The organism is Pseudomonas sp. GW456-12-1-14-TSB6 (genome assembly GCF_059424205.1).
This window is the reverse complement of sequence record NZ_JBWKZE010000024.1, coordinates 16,775-35,416: the sequence shown is the minus strand read 5'-3', so window position 1 is coordinate 35,416 and position 18,642 is coordinate 16,775. Positions and strand designations below refer to the sequence as shown.

At 60.8% G+C, this 18,642-nt stretch carries 9 protein-coding genes; 5 read left to right on the top strand and 4 right to left on the bottom strand.

The annotated features are described in order from the left end of the window. Positions 1–73 precede the first annotated feature (73 nt). The 5 genes from cobG to AC07Y2_RS20800 all read left to right on the top strand — a co-directional run bounded on the left by cobG (position 74) and on the right by AC07Y2_RS20800 (position 11,903). Complete coding sequence (cobG, locus tag AC07Y2_RS20820; RefSeq protein ID WP_103386784.1) at positions 74–1,372, top strand: precorrin-3B synthase; 1,299 nt, start codon at positions 74–76, stop codon at positions 1,370–1,372. Further along, positions 1,365–1,991, top strand: coding sequence for a precorrin-8X methylmutase (locus AC07Y2_RS20815; protein WP_011332253.1), 627 nt, complete (start codon positions 1,365–1,367; stop codon positions 1,989–1,991). Before cobG ends, AC07Y2_RS20815 begins: the two co-directional genes overlap by 8 nt. Continuing rightward, positions 1,988–2,722 (top strand): precorrin-2 C(20)-methyltransferase, encoded by a 735-nt coding sequence (locus tag AC07Y2_RS20810; RefSeq protein ID WP_103386785.1) that lies wholly within the window; start codon positions 1,988–1,990, stop codon positions 2,720–2,722. The genes AC07Y2_RS20815 and AC07Y2_RS20810 overlap by 4 nt, the downstream gene beginning before the upstream one ends. Further along, the gene (cobJ, locus tag AC07Y2_RS20805; RefSeq protein WP_039772029.1) at positions 2,722–4,425 is read left to right on the top strand and encodes a precorrin-3B C(17)-methyltransferase; all 1,704 of its coding nucleotides are present in this window, start codon (positions 2,722–2,724) and stop codon (positions 4,423–4,425) included. The genes AC07Y2_RS20810 and cobJ overlap by 1 nt, the downstream gene beginning before the upstream one ends. Before the next feature lie 332 nt (positions 4,426–4,757). Then, positions 4,758–11,903 (top strand): TcdA/TcdB pore-forming domain-containing protein, encoded by a 7,146-nt coding sequence (locus AC07Y2_RS20800; RefSeq protein WP_103386786.1) that lies wholly within the window; start codon positions 4,758–4,760, stop codon positions 11,901–11,903. A 66-nt stretch (positions 11,904–11,969) separates the two neighbouring features. Here AC07Y2_RS20800 and AC07Y2_RS20795 read toward each other — a convergent pair whose 3' ends face one another. From AC07Y2_RS20795 to purH, 4 genes are all read right to left on the bottom strand, one after another. Then, positions 11,970–12,566 (bottom strand): MarC family protein, encoded by a 597-nt coding sequence (locus AC07Y2_RS20795; RefSeq protein ID WP_007951032.1) that lies wholly within the window; start codon positions 12,564–12,566, stop codon positions 11,970–11,972. A 62-nt stretch (positions 12,567–12,628) separates the two neighbouring features. After that, positions 12,629–15,406 carry a hybrid sensor histidine kinase/response regulator gene (locus AC07Y2_RS20790; protein WP_039772033.1) on the bottom strand — a complete coding sequence of 926 codons (2,778 nt, stop codon included), beginning with the start codon at positions 15,404–15,406 and terminating at the stop codon, positions 12,629–12,631. 102 nt (positions 15,407–15,508) lie between these two features. Beyond that, entirely contained in the window at positions 15,509–16,801 is a 1,293-nt protein-coding gene (gene purD, locus AC07Y2_RS20785; protein WP_085667753.1) for a phosphoribosylamine--glycine ligase, read from the bottom strand. Between the two features lie 172 nt (positions 16,802–16,973). After that, the gene (gene purH, locus AC07Y2_RS20780; protein ID WP_074689684.1) at positions 16,974–18,581 is read right to left on the bottom strand and encodes a bifunctional phosphoribosylaminoimidazolecarboxamide formyltransferase/IMP cyclohydrolase; all 1,608 of its coding nucleotides are present in this window, start codon (positions 18,579–18,581) and stop codon (positions 16,974–16,976) included. Positions 18,582–18,642 lie beyond the last annotated feature (61 nt).

Genomic DNA, 18,642 nt, shown 5'->3' with positions numbered 1-18,642 from the left:
GCAGGCATAATACCGCGCCTTCGCCCGCGAAGCGCCTTTCCCACAGAGCTGCCAGCCCTTGAACGAACGTCCGATGTCCAACGCCATACGCCCCTCGGCCTGCCCGGGGTTGCTGCGTATCGTCCAGGCGCTGGATGGCGGTATCTGCCGGATCAAGCTCGATGGCGGTTCGATCACCGCCGATCAGGCCGATGCGGTGGCCAATGCCGCCGAGGGGTTTGCCGGCGGGGCGATCGAGGCGACCAATCGGGGCAATCTGCAGATACGCGGGATTGGCGAGCAGTCCGCCGCGCTGATCGACAGCCTGCTGGCCGCCGGTCTCGGGCCGCGAACCGCAGCGGGCGACGATGTGCGCAACCTGATGCTCAGCCCCGCCGCCGGCATTGACCGACAGATGCGCTTCGATACCCGTCCATTGGCCGGGCAGATCCTCGAGACCCTGCAAAGCCATCCGCGCTTCCATGAGTTGAGCCCCAAGTTCGCCGTGCAACTGGATGGCGGTGAAGCGCTGGCGATGCTCGAACATCCCCATGACCTGTGGTTGTCGGCATTCGAAGATCGCGGCGACACGCTGCTGGCGTTCGGCCTGGCGGGTTGTCCGACGGATCGACCGCTGGCGGCTGTGGCGCTTGCGCACGGACATGCGCTGGTGGTCGCGGTGCTGGAGTTGTTCCTCGAACTGGCCCGTCCGGAGCAGACGCGAATGCGCCATCTACTGGATGAATGCCCGGCGCCGGTGTTCCTGGAAAAGCTCGGTCAGCGGATCAATCTGAAGTCAGCCGCTGATTGGCAGCGCGAAGCCGGACCGGAAGGTTTGCACCTCGGCATCCATCCTCAGCCATCGGCTGGTCAGGTCTATGTCGGTGCCGCACCGGCGCTCGGCCGCCTTGATCCGGACATGCTGCGTGGTGCCGCGCAACTGGCCAGAACCTTCGGTGATGGCACCCTGCGTTTCACCCCTTGGCAGAGTCTGTTGTTGCCCGATGTGCGGGAAGCCGATGCGGTTCAAGTGCTCGACGAATTGAGCAAGCTGAACCTGCTGACCCATGTCGAAGATCCCTTGGCGCAACTGATCGCCTGCACCGGCTCCAAAGGCTGCGGCAAAGGCCTGGCCGACACCAAACACGATGCCCGCCGGCTGGCTACGCTGTTGCCACATGCCGTGGATGTGCACCTGTCCGGCTGCCCTCGCTCTTGCGCCGCCGCGCATCGGGCTGTGGTGACTTTGCTGGCAGTCGGCCCCGGTCATTACGACCTCTATTTTCGCGATGCAGCGCTGCCCGGTTTCGGCGCGCTGCACGCTCACAACCTTACTATCGAAGCGGCCGCGACCCTGCTCGCCGCCCGCTCACGGAGCCCCCTTGATGCTTGATTACATCCGCGACGGTCAGGAGATCTATCGCAACTCCTTCGCGATCATTCGCAGCGAGGCCAACCTGGCTCGCATCCCGGCCGACCTGGAAAAACTCGCCGTGCGGGTGATCCACGCCTGCGGCATGGTCGAGGCCATCGACGGGCTGCAATTCTCCGAAGGCGCCGGCAAGGCCGGGCGCGATGCGCTGGCCGCCGGTGCGCCGATCCTGTGCGATGCGCGGATGGTTTCCGAGGGCGTGACCCGTGCGCGCCTGCCGGCCAACAACCAAGTGATCTGCACCCTGCGCGATGACAGCGTGCCGGAGCTGGCGCGTGAGTTGGGCAACACCCGCTCCGCTGCCGCGCTGGAACTGTGGCGTCCGCATCTGGAAGGCAGCGTGGTGGTGATCGGCAACGCGCCGACAGCGCTGTTCTATCTGCTGGAAATGCTCGACGCCGGCGCCCCGAAACCGGCGCTGATCCTCGGCTTCCCGGTGGGCTTCGTCGGCGCCGCCGAATCCAAGGCCGAACTGGCCGCCAACAGCCGTGGCGTGCCGTTCGTGATCATGCAGGGCCGCCTCGGCGGCAGCGCCATGGCCGCCGCTGCGGTCAATGCTCTCGCCACGGAGATCGAATGATGCAGGCTCAAGGACGTTTGATTGGCCTGGGCGTCGGCCCCGGTGATCCGGAACTGATTACCGTCAAGGCCCTGCGCCTGCTGCGCGAATCGCCGGTAGTGGCGTACTTCGTGGCCAAGGGCAAGAAGGGCAACGCCTTCGGCATCATCGAAGCGCACCTGCAGGACGCGCAGAACCTGCTGCCGCTGGTGTACCCGGTGACCACCGAAGTGCTGCCGGCGCCGCTGTCCTACGAGCAAGTGATCAGCGATTTCTACGATGACGCGGCAGAGGAAGTGGCGGCGCATCTGGATGCCGGCCGCGACGTGGCAGTGATCTGCGAAGGTGACCCGTTCTTCTACGGCTCCTACATGTACCTGCACGATCGCCTCGCCAGCCGTTACGAAGCCGAAGTGGTGCCGGGCGTTTGTTCGATGCTTGGTGGCGCTTCGGTGCTGGGCGCGCCGCTGGTGTATCGCAATCAGAGCCTGTCGGTGCTGTCCGGTGTGCTGCCTCACGATGAACTCAAGCGCCGTCTGGCCGATGCCGACGCTGCGGTGATCATGAAGCTGGGGCGCAACTTTCCAAAAGTGCGCGACGTGTTGGCAGAGCTGGGCCTGGCCGAGCGTGCGCTGTACGTCGAGCGGGCGACCATGGTCAATCAGAAAATCGTGCCACTGGATGAGGTCGAGCCGATGTCGTCGCCGTACTTCTCGCTGATCATTGTGCCCGGCGAACGGTGGCAAGGCTGATGACTCATTCCACACCGGCCATCGTCATTCTCGGCCAGGGCGCGCTGGCCACGGCCCGTCGCCTTCAGCAGGTCTATCCGGGCGCAAAGATTCACGGGCTCAATGGGCGCGTCGAAGGCGCCGACCTGACTTACAGCGAGTTCGGCGCAACCCTGCGCGAGCTGTATCAACAGGACACGCCGATCATTGCCCTGTGCGCGGCAGGCATTGTCATCCGCACGCTGGCGCCGCTGTTGCTGGAGAAAGGCGCCGAACCACCGGTGCTCGCCGTGGCGGAAGACGGCAGCGCCGTGGTGCCGCTGCTCGGTGGCCTGGGCGGGGTGAATGTCATGGCCCGCGAGATTGCGGCTGCACTTGAAGTGGCAGCGGCGATCACCACCAGCGGCGAGTTGCGTTTCGGCACTTGCCTGCTCAATCCTCCCGGCGGTTATGCCCTTGGCGATCTGGAGCAGGGCAAACGCTTCGTGTCCGATCTGCTCGCCGGCCACAGCGTGCGCATCGACGGTGCCGCGCCGTGGCTTGAGCAGGCGCAACTGCCGGAAGATCCACAGGCGCAGCGCTCGATTCATGTGGGCAGCGATGCCCGCGCGGCGAGCGCCAGTGAGTTGCTGATTTATCCACGCAGTGTGGCGGTGGCGGTCGCTGCCGATGTGGCCGGTCTGCCGGATGCGATTCGCGATGCGTTGCAGCAGGCCGGTGTAGCGATTCAATCGCTGGCCTGTCTGGTGGCGGCTGATACTCAGATGGCCAGTCCGGCGTTGCGTGAAGCCGCGCTTGAACTGGCTGTGCCGTTGCGCTTTGTGGCGCCGGTGAGTGACATCGGTGAGCTGGTTCGCGATGCAGTCCCCGACGCTCGAATCATCACAACATCCCGCGACATTGCCATCGCCGTGGCCGAACAGCCGCTGGATGTTTCGCAGGTCGGCCGTCCACGCGGACGTCTGGCCGTCATCGGCCTCGGCCCGGGCGCGGCAGAGCTGATGGTGCCGGCGGTGAAAGCCGAACTGGCCCGCGCCACCGATGTTCTGGGTTATGAAACCTACGTGCGCATGGCCGGCCCGTTCCGCGACGATCAGGTGCAGCATTGCACCGACAACCGCGAAGAAATGCAGCGTGCCCGTCACGCCTTCAGGCTGGCCGCTCAGGGTCGTTCGGTGATTGTGGTTTCGTCCGGCGATCCGGGCGTGTTCGCCATGGCGGCGGCGGTGCTCGAAGCGTTGCACGAGTCGACGGATCCGGCGTGGCACAGCGTCGATCTGGAAATCCTGCCGGGTGTATCCGCTTCACTTGCTACCGCTGCTCAGGCCGGTGCACCCCTGGGCCACGACTTCTGCGTGATGTCGCTGTCGGACAACCTCAAACCGTGGTCGATCATCGAAAAACGTCTGGATCTGGCCGCCGAAGCGGATCTGGCATTGGCGTTCTACAACCCGATCTCCCGTGCCCGTCCGTGGCAGTTGGGGCGCGCGCTGGAAATTGTCGCGCACCACCGTGTGCCGCAAACACCGGTGGTGCTGGGCCGTGATATTGGTCGTCCGGGGCAGACGCTGCGGGTGACGACCCTTGGCGCATTGACACCGGAGCAGGTGGACATGCGTACGATGGTGCTGATTGGTTCGTCCACCACCTGCACCTTCCCTCGCGCCGAGGGCGGAGAGTGGGTGTATACGCCGCGTTGGTATGGTGAGAAGCCGGTCAGTTGATCACGGTGTGGTTGCCAGTTGTTGCAGCCGCTTATAGATATAAATAACAGGGCCTCGAATAAAAGTTCGCGGCCCTGTCTGTTTTTGTCTGGGTTGCAGGTGTTCGTACTTGATGATTGTTAAATTTTCTCTATGGGTGTTGTTGGATATTTCTGTAGAAATTCTTTGAATGGCTTCCTGTTTGTTTGTGAGATTTTTTTGTACTAGTTTTCCGTTCTGAAGTTGTGAGGATTGATTTTTATTTGCCATGAGCTGGATGTTTCTGGCGAGGTTTTTCTGTGTTCGATGGTTTTTTTTGTGCAGGTCATTGAATATTTCAAGGAAGGTTGTTTATGCAAGATTCGAAAGTTAAAGCTGCAAGTGTTGGATATTTGGATTTTGTCAATTTGTTCAAGTTGAGTGATCTTGAACAAGCACTGCTGCCGTACAAAAACACCCGGCAATATGATGTTGCCATTCGTTATTATTTTGCCTGCAGCGCTTTGCTTGAATCATCGCGGCTGCGAAATCCGCTGGCGCTGTTCAAACAGGCTCTGGAGGATCTGGAGGATCTGGAAAAGCACCGCGTGCGCCGCGAAACGGAGCAAGAGGAGGCAAACCATTCCGATTCGGATTCGCCCCTGACACTTTCACAAATAAAAGAAAAGCTTGCAAACTTTCAGTCTAATATTCTTTCCAGTGTCGAGAAAGTTAATGCACCGGCGACGCAAGTGCCGAAGATTTTGCACTTTGTGTGGTTGGGTGGAGGCATTGGCGAGATTCAACGCGATTACATTAATCTCTGGAAGCAAGTACTGGTCGGGCAGGGGTATAAAATCAATCTCTGGTATGACAGTGATGCAATGCTTGTCCATCAGACTACTCGCCTTATTGTCGAAGCCGCCAAAGTGCATGCAATGCAGCATGGTGGAGTTGACAGCACCACGGAAGAGAGGCTCGGAGAGGCATATGTAACTCGAGCCATTGTTCTGAAACAGCAAATGTTTGCTCATGTCAATGAGGCCGTTGAAAGCGGTATGTCTGCCGACACTGCCAGGGTGCAATTGTTGAGCAAAGCGTATGGTCAGCAGGAAAAGGATCTGCAATCTCTTAAAGAGCGCAATTTGCAGAGCCTGCAGGCGGTGGCAGGTGGCGATTTGCAGTTGCGCGATTTGGCCGGCGCCTCGCAACCTATGCAATTGCAAGACATTTACGATCGGGAAATGCGCTTGCGCGGCAATCTGGCCGCCGGTTCCGATGTTGTGCGGCTAGAGGTACTGGAGCCAGAAGGCGGAATATATTCGGACGTCGACAATCTTCCGCCGTTGTTGAAGGTGTTGGGGGGGGTGGATATCAGCAAGCTCGGCACGAATGCCGAGCTTGGCATCACTCAACTGCTGTTGGATCACAACCCACACTGGATGCCCGGACGTCAGGCATTGCGCAGTCGTTACAAGAATTATGGCCACTACATCCCCGAGGAACATCGTGCAGCGCTGGAGTCTTTTGCCAAAAGCGCGCCGGATTTGAGTCAAGTCTTCCAGGCACCGAGCGACCTGTTGGCACGCCCCTACATGCTGCGTGCCGTGGCTGAAATGGGTTCAGTGACCAACGCTTATCTGATGGCTCATCCGGGTGCGCCGATGCTGCAGTCAGTGAAGGAGTGCCTGGGCTTTAACTATGCAGTGATCGACTCGGTAGACATGGCCGCAGCGGCCAAAGGTTCAGCACCAGGAGACACCGATGCCAACTACGAGCTGGCGATTGTCGAGATCGAGCGCCGACTCGGGCCTTTAAGCGCATTGCCTAACATGCAAGAGTCGGCAATGTATCGGTTGGCGGTCTCTATCGCCGAGTATCACAGCGACGGTATCCGTCCGAAAAAAGAGGTAACGATTTTCCTGACCGGTCCAGGGGCTATGCGCCGGGGTATGCAGGACTATGAGCGGGCTCATTTCACGCCCAGTGAGGCCGCCGCTTTACATAATGAGGTGGGCATCGAACCGGGAGGTGTGGTCACTCGTTCGAGCGAGGAGGAACAGGATCACTCCTGGAAAGACAACGAAAGCGATCTCGATCAGTGGGTAAAAAATGAAAAACAACGTTGGCATGACGGCCAATACAAAACCCGCTATGCAGGCGACATCGACGAGTTGCTGAAACACACGACCCTCGAATTCGAGCTGGGCTGGCCAGTTATCGAGGGGCGTCATGTGCTCAATACCGACTTGTTGCAACGCATGGCCGAGCGCCTTGGACAGTCTTTTTCCAAGGCGATGATGAGCTGCCAGGACGGCAAGGTTGTGTTCGCCGACAGGCTGCCGCTCAACTTCGAGCATCGTCAGGCCATCCGCAATCAGGACATTCGCCTCCGGCCCCCCGCATCCTTGAGCACTCAGTCTACTCAGGGGCTCGCGCTGGATGAACTGTTGATCGGTCTTGGCAAGGGGACCTGGCAGCTTGCGCACCTCAGTCCGTTGCAGCGTTTGACGATAGGCGCTTTGCTGGGAGCCGAATCGCTGGATGATCAAAGTTTTTCTGCACTGAACGGTGCAATGGACAATTTGACCAACAGCCTGAGTGAGCGTGGGACGTCCGGGCGCTATGCGGCGATCGAACAGCAACTCTATCGGCGCCTGGCGCCAGCCTTTGTAACGGCCATGGCGAGTGTCGACGATGGCTTTTCGTTGCTTTCGGTCAATGCGCTGAGTCTGAAGAAGGACGCGTTGGCCAAGGCTGTGACGCTGGCCGACTGGGGGCGTCAGGTGGCACAGATCCAACGGCTGGCCATTCAGGAACATCGCGAACAGGTCCAGTTGAAGGTGGAGCAGGTGCTCGATCAGTTCGACGCTGGCACCGTAAAACTGGTGCCTCAGGATTTGTTGATGCACGGGCCGGGTGACAGGGCTGCGGGGCGCTGTTTTCCACTGGCATTGGCGATGAGTGCTGCCCTCACCCAGGGCGAGGGCTCGACCCGACAATTGCGCGAGCGGTTTTACCTGGCGGTGCTGCAGCCGGAGCACTCAGATTCGAGGGCCTTTCTGGGGGCGCTGGAGGAATTGCGTGGGGTGAAAGTCGCAGAGGTGGGCACGGCGCTCGGGCGGGTCGATATGGACAGGGTGGTCGCTACCCTCGAGGAGTCCGCCGGTACCCGAACCCTGATGCTCAACTCGGACAACCACTCGATGCTGGTGGCGCGGAGTTTCAACGGTGTGGCACACATTTACCACTTCTACGATCCGAACTTCGGCCTGTTCGAATTTGACAACCAGGTGACCTTCAAAACGGCCCTGAATCGGTTTTTCAGGCTTGCAGGCATAGCCCGTCATTACGCGCTGTACGGGAAACCAGACCGACCGTTGTTCGATCTGTTCGATGTGCAGGGTGAGAAAGTTGCCGATGTGGACCTGTCGAATGGCACCAAGGTGAATCAGTTGTTCAAGGAGGAGCCGTTACCGGACACGCCATTCAGATCCATCCGCCAGCGGCTGAACAGTGCTCACGGCCAATCTCTGGTGGAAAATCCGCGCCTGGGCAAAGCTTTGCTGTCTGCGGACAATGACTGGTGGGCCGAGCAGATTGCCGACGTCACTTCACGCTTGCAGGAGGGCCATGACTCGGTGTCGCCTCTGGTGCCGTTGTTCGACTCGCTGGAAGTGACGTCAGAGGGCAGCTATCGGGTGAGTATGATTGATCCGAAAAGTGGCGAGGTGGTCGCCACGGTCCTCAGCCAGGATGATCGCCTGCTGCGGATCAGGAACTATCTGACGGAACTGTTCTCGGCGCTCGGTGGCAAACGTAGGGTGAACATCGGGGCAGACGCCACCGAGGCTGCGGCAGTGCATACGCTGAATGCCGGTTTTGCGGTGCAGGCGTTGATGAGTGCATTGCGCGGGCGCGAAGGCGCAGACCGCACAATGACCACTGCTGTGCAGTGGCACGCCTACGTCAATTACGCGCAACTGGTGCATGGCAACGCAGTTGATGTGGCAGGTCTGATCAGCCTGGTGCAAGCCGCGTTGCGCGATGAAAAACTGATCGCCCGCACCAGTGCAAAGGTGGTCGGCGAAGCTCTCGAGCCATTGAGCGGCAGCACCTTCGGTACCGTGGCCGGACATGTGGCCAACGAGGGTATCGGTGCCGTGCTGGGCCTGGCCAATGTCGGATTCGATATTTATCAGGTGGCGACGGCCCGCAACGATGTCGAAACGGTTACCTATTCTACTCAGTTGGCCTTTGACGCCAGCAGCCTGGCCCTGACCGGTGCGGGACTGGGTGCCGCACTTGCCGGAGCAGGAACGGCGGCAGCGGTGCTGGGGGGCGCGGGGGTGATCCTGGGTGGCCTGGCGGTGGGCGTGGCGGCGCTGGCGCAGAACTTCGCAACGATCGCCGAAGAAGCGAAAGCGGTCGGACTGTTTTTTGCGGAGCTTGAGGACGCTCATCACGGGGCTGGATATCGCTACAGCGGCGAGCAAGGTGCCTGGTTGCCACGACCGTCTCTGATTTTCAATGCAGTGGATCTGGGCACCGGAAAGCTCTCGCTCGACAGCACCCGCCTGTATCCATTGCGCGATCATTTCGGCGTGCCGGAATTCGAGGTCGACTACTCACGAGCCATTCATCTGAGCAATGAACTGGGCTACCCGACCGAAATGAAGTTCGCACCACCGGCCGGGCAAGCCATTGTCCTGCCGTGTACGCCAATGACCTGCTACCGATACGAGTATCAGATCCTGCCATTTGCATCGCAGCGCCACGACAAGGGCTTTGATATTGCCCGGCGTCTGGAAAAGAAAAAAGCGGACGGTCAGTGGCTCTTTCTTTTTTCGTTCTATTCGTTTCCCAGCCACTACATCGTCCATCGGATGTATCCCGATTACCGGCCGACCCAGATCAGCGTCACACTCGACGCCCAGGCGCGAAAGTTGATCGTGCCGGTGATTCCGAAAACCTGGCATGAGCAGATCAGCTACCGGATTCAGGGTGGAGGAAACACATGCACACTGGTGCTCAACCCTGGTGTCAACGTCGAGCTGACGTCATTGGGTAATCAGAAGGACCGCTGGATCATTGCCGCACCGTGGGCCGTCGAGAAGGATATTGTGTTCGGCAGCGACGGGCAGTTCAGTATCAAGGGTTGCCAGTTCAAGGTCACGGCGGTCAACACGCCGGAAATATCCCTGATGATCGAAAATGGCCGAATCTTCAGAATCGCAGGCACCAAACAGCTTGAGTTGCAATTGCTCGAGGAGCAGGCGCCCAAAGGGCTGGACGACCAGATCCTGCAGGATCATCTGCATGCGCTGGCGCGGGCTCATCGACTGGCGTTGCGCTATACACCGATCCACGACTACCTGATTCCATTCGAGAACATCGAAGCACCCCGTTATACCAATGCCTGGTACGACGCCGCGGAGGATCGGATTCTGTATATCCGCAACGATGAGTTCTTCAGCGAAGACAAACAGTTGTCGCTGGTGACTGGCGACACGGTGTTCTTCCATGATCCGAATGAATACGACATTTGCCAGGTCGATGCCGACACAGGGCTGCTCAGCCACCGCTATCGCTTGATGTTCCGGTTCGAGGGTCTCAGCACGATTCGCAGTGTGGAGGCCGATGAACAGGGGGTTGTCCATGTGGTGCAGGAGTATGCCCGTCAGGACGGCACAATCGAGCGCCTGAACTATCTGATCCACAAGGGTGAACTGTGGCTGAGCTCGATCACCCGTGAACTCGAGCCGACTTTCGAGGCCTTGCTCGATGACCGTAAGGTTTTGACTGACTGGGCGCCGTTGCTCGGTGATTGGGTGGAACACAAACCGGTTCTGACTGACAGAGGGTATGCCACGGTTGACTGGCAGCTCGCGTCTTACGTTTCGATTTGCTGGAAGATTGAAGAGAACGCCCGGGACATGGCTTGGGTTCGCACCCGCGACAATCTGATCATACGCCCGGTACCGCGCCGTCACCGTGACCGCGGATGGCCGGACTCGATCCAGAATCTGAAGGAATTGATGTTGCTGCCGCTGGCCGATGACAGCGATGTATTTGTCATCTACGACCGCCGATTCCAGAAGTTGTGTCGGGTTCAGTTGACCATGACGCAGGGACAGGGCCAATGGTCGCACGATTGGGTGCAGCCCGAGCGCCTGAAGCAGGTGACGGCTGAGCACAACGGTTATCAGGCACGGACCGAGGACGGATTGTCGTTCGAAATCGGCACTGACGGTAACGTGCGTTTTGCGGGTCTGGCCGAGCCATGGCTCAAGGGGCGCAGGCATTGGTGGCTGGCGCTCGAAGCCGTAGCCCGGCAGCACGCTGTCGAGCAATTCTCGATTGTCGGGGTTGCCAACGCTACCGGCGATGCGCGGTTGCATGCCTGGTACGTGGATAACCGGGTGTTGTTGTGTGACGCGCCACAGACGCAGATTCGGTTGCTCGGTATGACGCCGGACAATCAGTCGGCATGGTTGTTCGAACCCGAGGGGGGCGAGATCTGGCGCCAGACCTTTATCGATACGCAGCAACTTGAGCAGGCGTTCGCAGAGGGGACGCAATTGTTGCACGCCCGGATGCTGCCCAGGCCGGAGCGCCAATGGACGGCGTGGCGATTTACCGACGTGCGGATTGTCGGTGCTGGCCTTTTGGGCACAACGCAGGAAGGGGTGGTGCTGCAACTGCAGTACCTGGAGCCACCATTGATCAGCGGAGTACAGCACGATTGGCTGGCAGCCCATGGCGAGCATTTGATCAGCGACCTGCAGGCCTTGCTGGAAACCGAAGACCACCGCCCGTTCATTTCGCTCGCGACCCAGGATGCCAGTTTGCAGTGGTATATCGCTGACAGTGCGCGGGTGATCCGGATCCCTGCCGTGGATCTCCCGGTGGATTTCGAGCTGCTGGGCGCCCGACGGCATACCGATCTGGTGTTGCATGAGCCGCTGGAGCGAGTCGTTCAGGGCTATCCGAGCATGCGCCAGATCAAACCACTGGATTATGTCGAGCGCACGGGCGACGTGCTGGTACTCGAAGGGCAGGTGGATGCGTACGATCCTCTGCCGCTGATTCCGGACGACGTGCGTACGCTCGTCCTGCGGGTGGGGCGTGGCTCGATGAAATGGGTACTGGCCGAGGCGCTCATGCGCAAACTCGACTCATTGGTGGTTGACTGTCGTTATCCGCTGGGTGTCCGCCCGCAGGTCATGAGCCGCTTGATCCTGACGCTGGACGATCCACAGAGGCTGGAGGTGGCGATAGTCGAGGATCATCTGATTGTGATCGACCCGGACAGTGGACATTGCGTGTTGGTACGCCATGCGGATGCGCAGGATCTGGCTTTGCGTGGTGATGCCGTGCTGGAGGTCACAGGCCTGCGTCCGTGCCAGGTGTCGACACTGGTGCGCTGGCTCAAGGCGCGCAAGGATGGAGGCGATAGTGTGACGCTGAAAGGCTTGATCGATCAGGCAAGCAAGAAAACCGTCGAGCCTGTCGGTTGATGGATTGGGAGCACTGACGAAAAAAGACCGCCGACGTTACCGTCGGCGGTCTTTTCGTTTCAGGGTTCAAGGCACCAGATAGCCTTTGACCCCGGTAAAAATGATCTGCGCTGCCAGTGCGCACACGAACAGCCCCATCAGGCGGCTGACGATCTGCAAACCCTGATCGCCGAGAATGCGTTCGATGCGGTTTGACAGGTACAACACCACGCCAACCGTGAAGCTGGCGAGGGCGATGCTCATGATCGCGAACAGCTTGTCGTCCCAGTGTGGCTGGCTGACGCCCATCACCAATAGCGCACCGATGGTGCCGGGGCCGACGGTCAGCGGAATGGTCAGCGGAACGATCGTCACGTCCTGCTGCACGTTGTCGGTCTGCACGGCCGACTTGCCCTGCGCCATGCCCAGCGCCGAAATGAACAGCACACTGCCGGCACCGATTCGGAAGGCATCCACCGTGATGCCGAACACATCGAAAATCACCCGCCCGAACAGATACAGCAACACGCTCGAGACCAGCGTGGCAACCGCCACTTTCCAGGCCAGGCGGCGTTGTTCCTTGCGCGAATAACCGCGGGTCAGGCTGATGAAGCAGGACAACACGAAGAACGGGCTGTAGAGCACCAGCATCTTCAGGTAAACACTGAATAACACGTGGAGCATGGCGCGGGCTCGCTGGCGGGGAAAGTCGGGGGAGTCTAACAGGCGCTATCGTGTCTGTCGGCTCACGACGGTTGCGTCGTCGCTCGGTTCTGCTGATCACGCTGGGCCACCCAGTGCTCGATCAGCTCACGCAGTTGCGACAGCTCCACCGGTTTGGCCATGTGCCCGTCCATCCCGGCCTGGCGCGCGCGCTCCTTGTGTTCGGCGAGGATGTGCGCGGTCAGCGCCACGATCGGCGTGCGGATGCGCTGATTGCCGACTTCCCAGGCCCGCAGTTGCTGGGTGGCGGAGAAGCCGTCGAGGATCGGCATTTCGCAGTCCATCAACACGAGGTCGTAGCGCTGGGCTTTCATCGCCTGCAAGGCTTCTTCGCCATTGCTGGCGGTATCCGGTTGCAGATTGAGTTTGCCGAGCATGCCGCGGATGACCTTGGTGGAAATCGTGTTGTCTTCGGCCACCAGAATGCGGAAGTCGCTCGGCACCTTGACCGGCGCTGCGGGGCTGGCCGGCTGCGGCTGGAACACCACCTGGCCACGGTTGCGCTGGTTGAGCTCGTCGGCGAGCGTGGTCTTGAGCGTGTAGCCGGCCACCGGTTTGGCGAGGATGCGCTTGATCCCCGAATTGCGCGCAATGATCTTGCTTGGCGCATTGCTGATGCCGGTGAGCATGATCAGCAGGATGTCGTGGTTCAGGCTCGGGTCTTCCTTGATCTTGGCGGCCAGTTGCATGCCGGTCATGCCGGGCATGTTCTGGTCCAGCAGAACCACGTCGAAATAGTCGCGCAGGTGCGCCTTGGTGCGCAGCAGGGCCAGCGCTTCCTTGCCCGACGGCACGGCGCTGACGTTCAGGCCCCAGGCGCTGCATTGCTGCACCAGCACCTTGCGGCAGGTGTCGTTGTCGTCGACCACCAGCACGCGTGCGCCTTGCAGCGGGCTGTCGAGGTCCGAGGTCGGGTGCTCCAGGCGATCCGGGTCCAGCGGCAGGGTCAGCCACAACGTACTGCCCTGGCTGGCGCCGCTCTTGATGCCGAACTCGCCCTGCATCAGACGGATCAATTGGCGGGCGATCACCAGCCCGAGGTTGCCGCCCAGACGGTTGGCCGACAGGAAATGCTTGCTGTGCAACTCGGCGTGCATCAGCGCGTCGCGCTCTTCCTGATCCATCGGCTGGCCGCTGTCCTGCACGGCAATGCGCAGGCGTGGGCCGGCGCTGCGTTCGTCGAGGGCGACCACCACCAGCACTTCGCCTTCCTCGGTTTTCTTCAGGGCGTTTTCCAGCAGGCTCAGCAGTGTCTGGCGCAGGCGCGTCGGATCACCACTGATGACCCGTGGCACTTGCGGCTGGATGAAACTGATCAGCTCGACGTTCTGCTGTTCGGCCTTGGCGCGGTAGATGCTCAGGCAATCGTCGATCAGCGCGTTGAGGTCGAACTGCACATCGTCCAGTTCGATCTGCCCGGACTCGAGCCGCGAGATGTCGAGGATCTCGTTGATCAGGGTCAGCAGTTCGTTGCCGGCGCTGTGGATGGTCTGCACGTAGTCGCGTTGCTTGACCGACAGCGGCGTGCCGAGCAGCAGTTCGGTCATGCCCAGTACGCCGTTCATCGGCGTGCGGATTTCGTGGCTGATCTTGGCCAGGAATTCGGCCTTGGCATTGATCTCGGCGTTGCTCGCGGCGAGGTCACGGCTGATGCTGAAACGGCTTTCGGTGATGCTGCGCTGACGTTCGCCGAGGGCGATGCTCATCAGCAGGCCACTGATGCAGATGAAACCCATCAGGGTCATGATCAGGCCTTGCGGCGCCACCAGGGTCAGCCCCAGCAAGGCCGGGAGGATGATCAGCGTGCCGATGTTGAACACCACCATCGCCGCGACGAACAGCCGGGCAGGGCGGTAGCCTTTCTGCCAGTGATAGGAACCCACCAGCAACATGCTCAGGCCGGCCAGGGCGACGAGTGCATAGGTAATGATGTTCAGCGGCAGGGTGTTGACGAACAACAGCAACAGGCTGCAGATCACGATGAACAGAATGTCGCCGATCAGCAGCTTGTTCAGCGGATGCGGGCCGAGCGGGGCGAAAAAGCGGTAGGCGAACATCAGGCCGGCCGGTGCGGTCAGCAGCAGGGCCAGGTAGGCGCCGGGGGTCTGGATCGCGTGCCAGTTCGGCAGCCACGGACCGGCGAGGTTGAGCAGCAGCAACAGGCTCAGGCCCAGCAGCACTTCACAGATGGCCAGCCACAGGCTGCTGCGCGAGCGGGTGTAGGCGTAGCGGATCAGGTTGTGCAGGATCAGCATTGCAAGGCAGCCGAACAGCAGGCCGTAGATCAGCGTCTGGTTGTGATTGGCCGCGGCCATCACTGCCGATTGCAGGGTGATGTACGGGCGCAACTGGTGATCGGAGACCAGTCGCAGGTAGACGTCGAGGGGTTTGTCGCTTTGCGGCAGCGGCAGCATGAAATCGCTGCTGGGCAGCGGTCGTTCCACCTGGGGCTGGGTGGTGCCGGTGTCGCGCTGCTCGATCAGGCGATCGCCGTCGAGGACATACAGATTGAGGTGCGACAGGTCGGGGGCGAAGATCCGCAGCACTTGTTCGTGCTTGCCGGGCGCCAGCCTGAAGCGCAGCCACAAGGCGCCATCGGGTTCGGCCGCGGTGAGGCGGTCAAGCTCGATAGGGCTGAATTGATTGGTGTAGCGGGCGGAGCGGATGTCGCTCAGCTGGAGGTTGCCCTGATCGTCAAGCAATACCGACCAGCCACTGCCTTGCGCGGCCTGGGCCGGGAGCATGCAGAGCAAGGTCAACAGCGTGACGGTGAAACCTATGGCAATCCTGAGCCAGCGCACGGCGAAATCCCTTCGTAGGTTGATGCCAGAATATAACGATGCGCAGCGTCGGAACAGTCCGGCAAGGGCGATGAGCCCCTGCCGGAAACACAGCGTAGCTTATTACTGAGACTCACCGCGTTCACGGGCAATGGCGCGGTAGCCAATGTCGGTGCGGTAGAAGCAGCCTTCCCAGTCGATGGCCTTGGCCAGTTTGTAGGCCTGCTCCTGGGCGGCGCCGACGCTGGCGCCCATGGCGGTGGCGCACAGCACCCGACCGCCGGCCGTCACGACGTTGCCGTCCTTGAGCGCAGTACCGGCGTGGAAGACCTTGCCTTCCAGTGCGGCGGCGGCGTCCAGACCGTTGATCGGCGCGCCCTTGGCGTAGTCGCCCGGGTAACCGCCGGCGGCCAGCACGATGCCGACGCTCGGACGTGGATCCCACTGCGCTTCAACCTTGTCCAGCGCCTGAGCCAGGGCGGCTTCGACCAACAATACCAGGCTCGATTGCAGACGCAGCATCACCGGTTGGGTTTCCGGGTCGCCGAAGCGGCAGTTGAACTCGATGACCTTCGGATTGCCGGCCTTGTCGATCATCAGACCGGCGTACAGGAAACCGGTGTAGACGTTGCCTTCGTCGGCCATGCCGCGCACGGTCGGCCAGATCACCTGGTCCATCACGCGCTGGTGCACGTCGGCGGTGACCACCGGTGCAGGGGAGTAAGCACCCATGCCGCCGGTGTTCGGACCGCTGTCGCCGTCGCCGACGCGTTTGTGGTCCTGGCTGGTGGCCATCGGCAGAACGTTCTTGCCGTCGACCATGACGATGAAGCTGGCTTCTTCGCCGTCGAGGAATTCTTCGATGACAACGCGTGAACCGGCGTCGCCAAAGGAATTGCCGGCGAGCATGTCGCGCACGGCGTCTTCGGCTTCGGCCAGGGTCATGGCAACAATCACGCCTTTACCGGCGGCCAGGCCGTCGGCCTTGATCACGATCGGTGCGCCTTTTTCACGCAGATAAGCCAGGGCCGGCTCGATCTCGGTGAAGTTCTGGTAGTCGGCGGTCGGGATCTTGTGGCGTGCCAGGAAATCCTTGGTGAAGGCTTTCGAGCCTTCCAGCTGCGCGGCGCCGGCGGTCGGACCGAAGCAGTTCAGGCCACGGGAGCGGAACAGGTCGACGACGCCGGCCACCAATGGCACTTCCGGACCGACGATAGTCAGGGAAACGTTTTTCTCGGCGAAGTCAGCGAGCTGCTCGAGGGCCAGCACATCGATGGCGACGTTCTCGCACTTGGCTTCAATCGCGGTGCCGGCGTTGCCCGGTGCGACGAAAACCTTCTGCACTCGCGGATCCTGAGCCACTTTCCAGGCCAGGGCGTGTTCGCGGCCACCGCTGCCAATGATCAAAACGTTCAAAGAGAGACTCCTTCGGAGAAAGCTGCAAGCTACAAGCTGCAAGCAAGAGCGAGTGTGTGACTCTCGATTACAGCTTATGGCTCTGAATTAATGAGGCTGCAACTGCAAGAAGGAGCGATACCTGACTGCTCTTTCTTGCAGCTTGCAGCTTGAGGCTTGTAGCTGCCGTGTATCAGTGACGGAAATGACGCATTCCCGTGAACACCATCGCGATGCCGGCCTCATCAGCAGCAGCAATCACTTCAGCATCACGCATCGAGCCACCCGGCTGGATCACTGCCGTGATACCGACCTTGGCCGCGTTGTCCAGACCGTCGCGGAACGGGAAGAATGCATCGGATGCCATTACCGAACCGGCCACTTGCAGACCAGCGTGCTCAGCCTTGATTGCGGCGATACGCGCCGAGTTCACGCGGCTCATCTGGCCGGCGCCGACACCGATGGTCTGACGGTTCTTGGCGTAGACGATGGCATTGGATTTGACGAATTTGGCCACTTTCCAGGCGAAGATCAGGTCGTGGACTTCCTGTTCGGTCGGGGCGCGTTTGGTCACCACTTTCAGGTCGTCGGCGCCGATCATGCCGATGTCGCGGCTCTGTACCAGCAGGCCGCCGTTGACGCGCTTGTAGTCCCAGGCCGGAACGCGATCGGCCGACCACTCGCCGCAGGCCAGCAGGCGTACGTTGGCTTTGGCAGCAACGATGGCGCGGGCTTCTTCGCTGACGCTTGGTGCGATGATCACTTCAACGAACTGACGCTCGACGATCGCCTTGGCGGTCTCGGCATCCAGTTCACGGTTGAAGGCGATGATGCCGCCGAACGCCGATTCGGTGTCAGTGGCGTAGGCCAGTTCGTAGGCCTGACGGATGCCGCCTTCGGCGTCCGGGCTCACGGCCACGCCGCACGGGTTGGCGTGCTTGACGATCACGCAGGCCGGTTTGACGAAGCTCTTCACGCATTCCAGCGCGGCGTCGGTGTCGGCCACGTTGTTGTACGACAGTTCCTTGCCTTGCAACTGGGTGGCGGTGGCGATGCCGACTTCGGCAGGCTTGGCTTCAACGTAGAACGCCGCGCTCTGGTGCGGGTTCTCGCCGTAACGCATTTCCTGAGCCTTGATGAACTGGCTGTTGAAGGTGCGCGGGAATTCGCTGCGACCTTCAGTGCTCAGGGTTTCGGCAGCCTGGTTCACGGTGCCCATGTAGTTGGCGATCATGCCGTCGTAGGCGGCGGTGTGTTCGAACGCCTTGAGCATCAGGTCGAAACGCTGAGCGTAGGTCAGGCCACCGGCCTTGAGGTTTTCCAGGACGGTGGCGTAGTCGCTGGCATTCACCACGATGGCCACGTCTTTGTGGTTTTTCGCCGCCGAACGGACCATGGTCGGGCCGCCGATGTCGATGTTCTCGATGGCGGTCGGCAGGTCGCAGCCCGGCTTGCTGATGGTGGCTTCGAACGGGTACAGGTTGACCGCCACCAGATCGATCGGCTTGATGCCGTGCTCGTTCATGATCGCGTCGTCGATACCGCGACGACCGAGGATCCCGCCGTGGATTTTCGGGTGCAGGGTTTTCACCCGACCGTCCATCATCTCTGCGAAACCGGTGTAATCCGCGACTTCCACTGCGGCCACGCCGTTGTCCTGCAGCAGTTTGAAGGTCCCGCCGGTGGAAAGGATTTCCACGCCCAGGGCTTCCAGCTCCCTGGCGAATTCGAGGATCCCGGTCTTGTCGGAAACACTGATCAAGGCGCGGCGGATCGGCAGGCGGGTAGTCTGGTCGGTCATCTCAATTTCCATCAAAAGCAAGGGAAGTCAGCAAAAAAGGCGACCGGTTTTACGCGGGCGC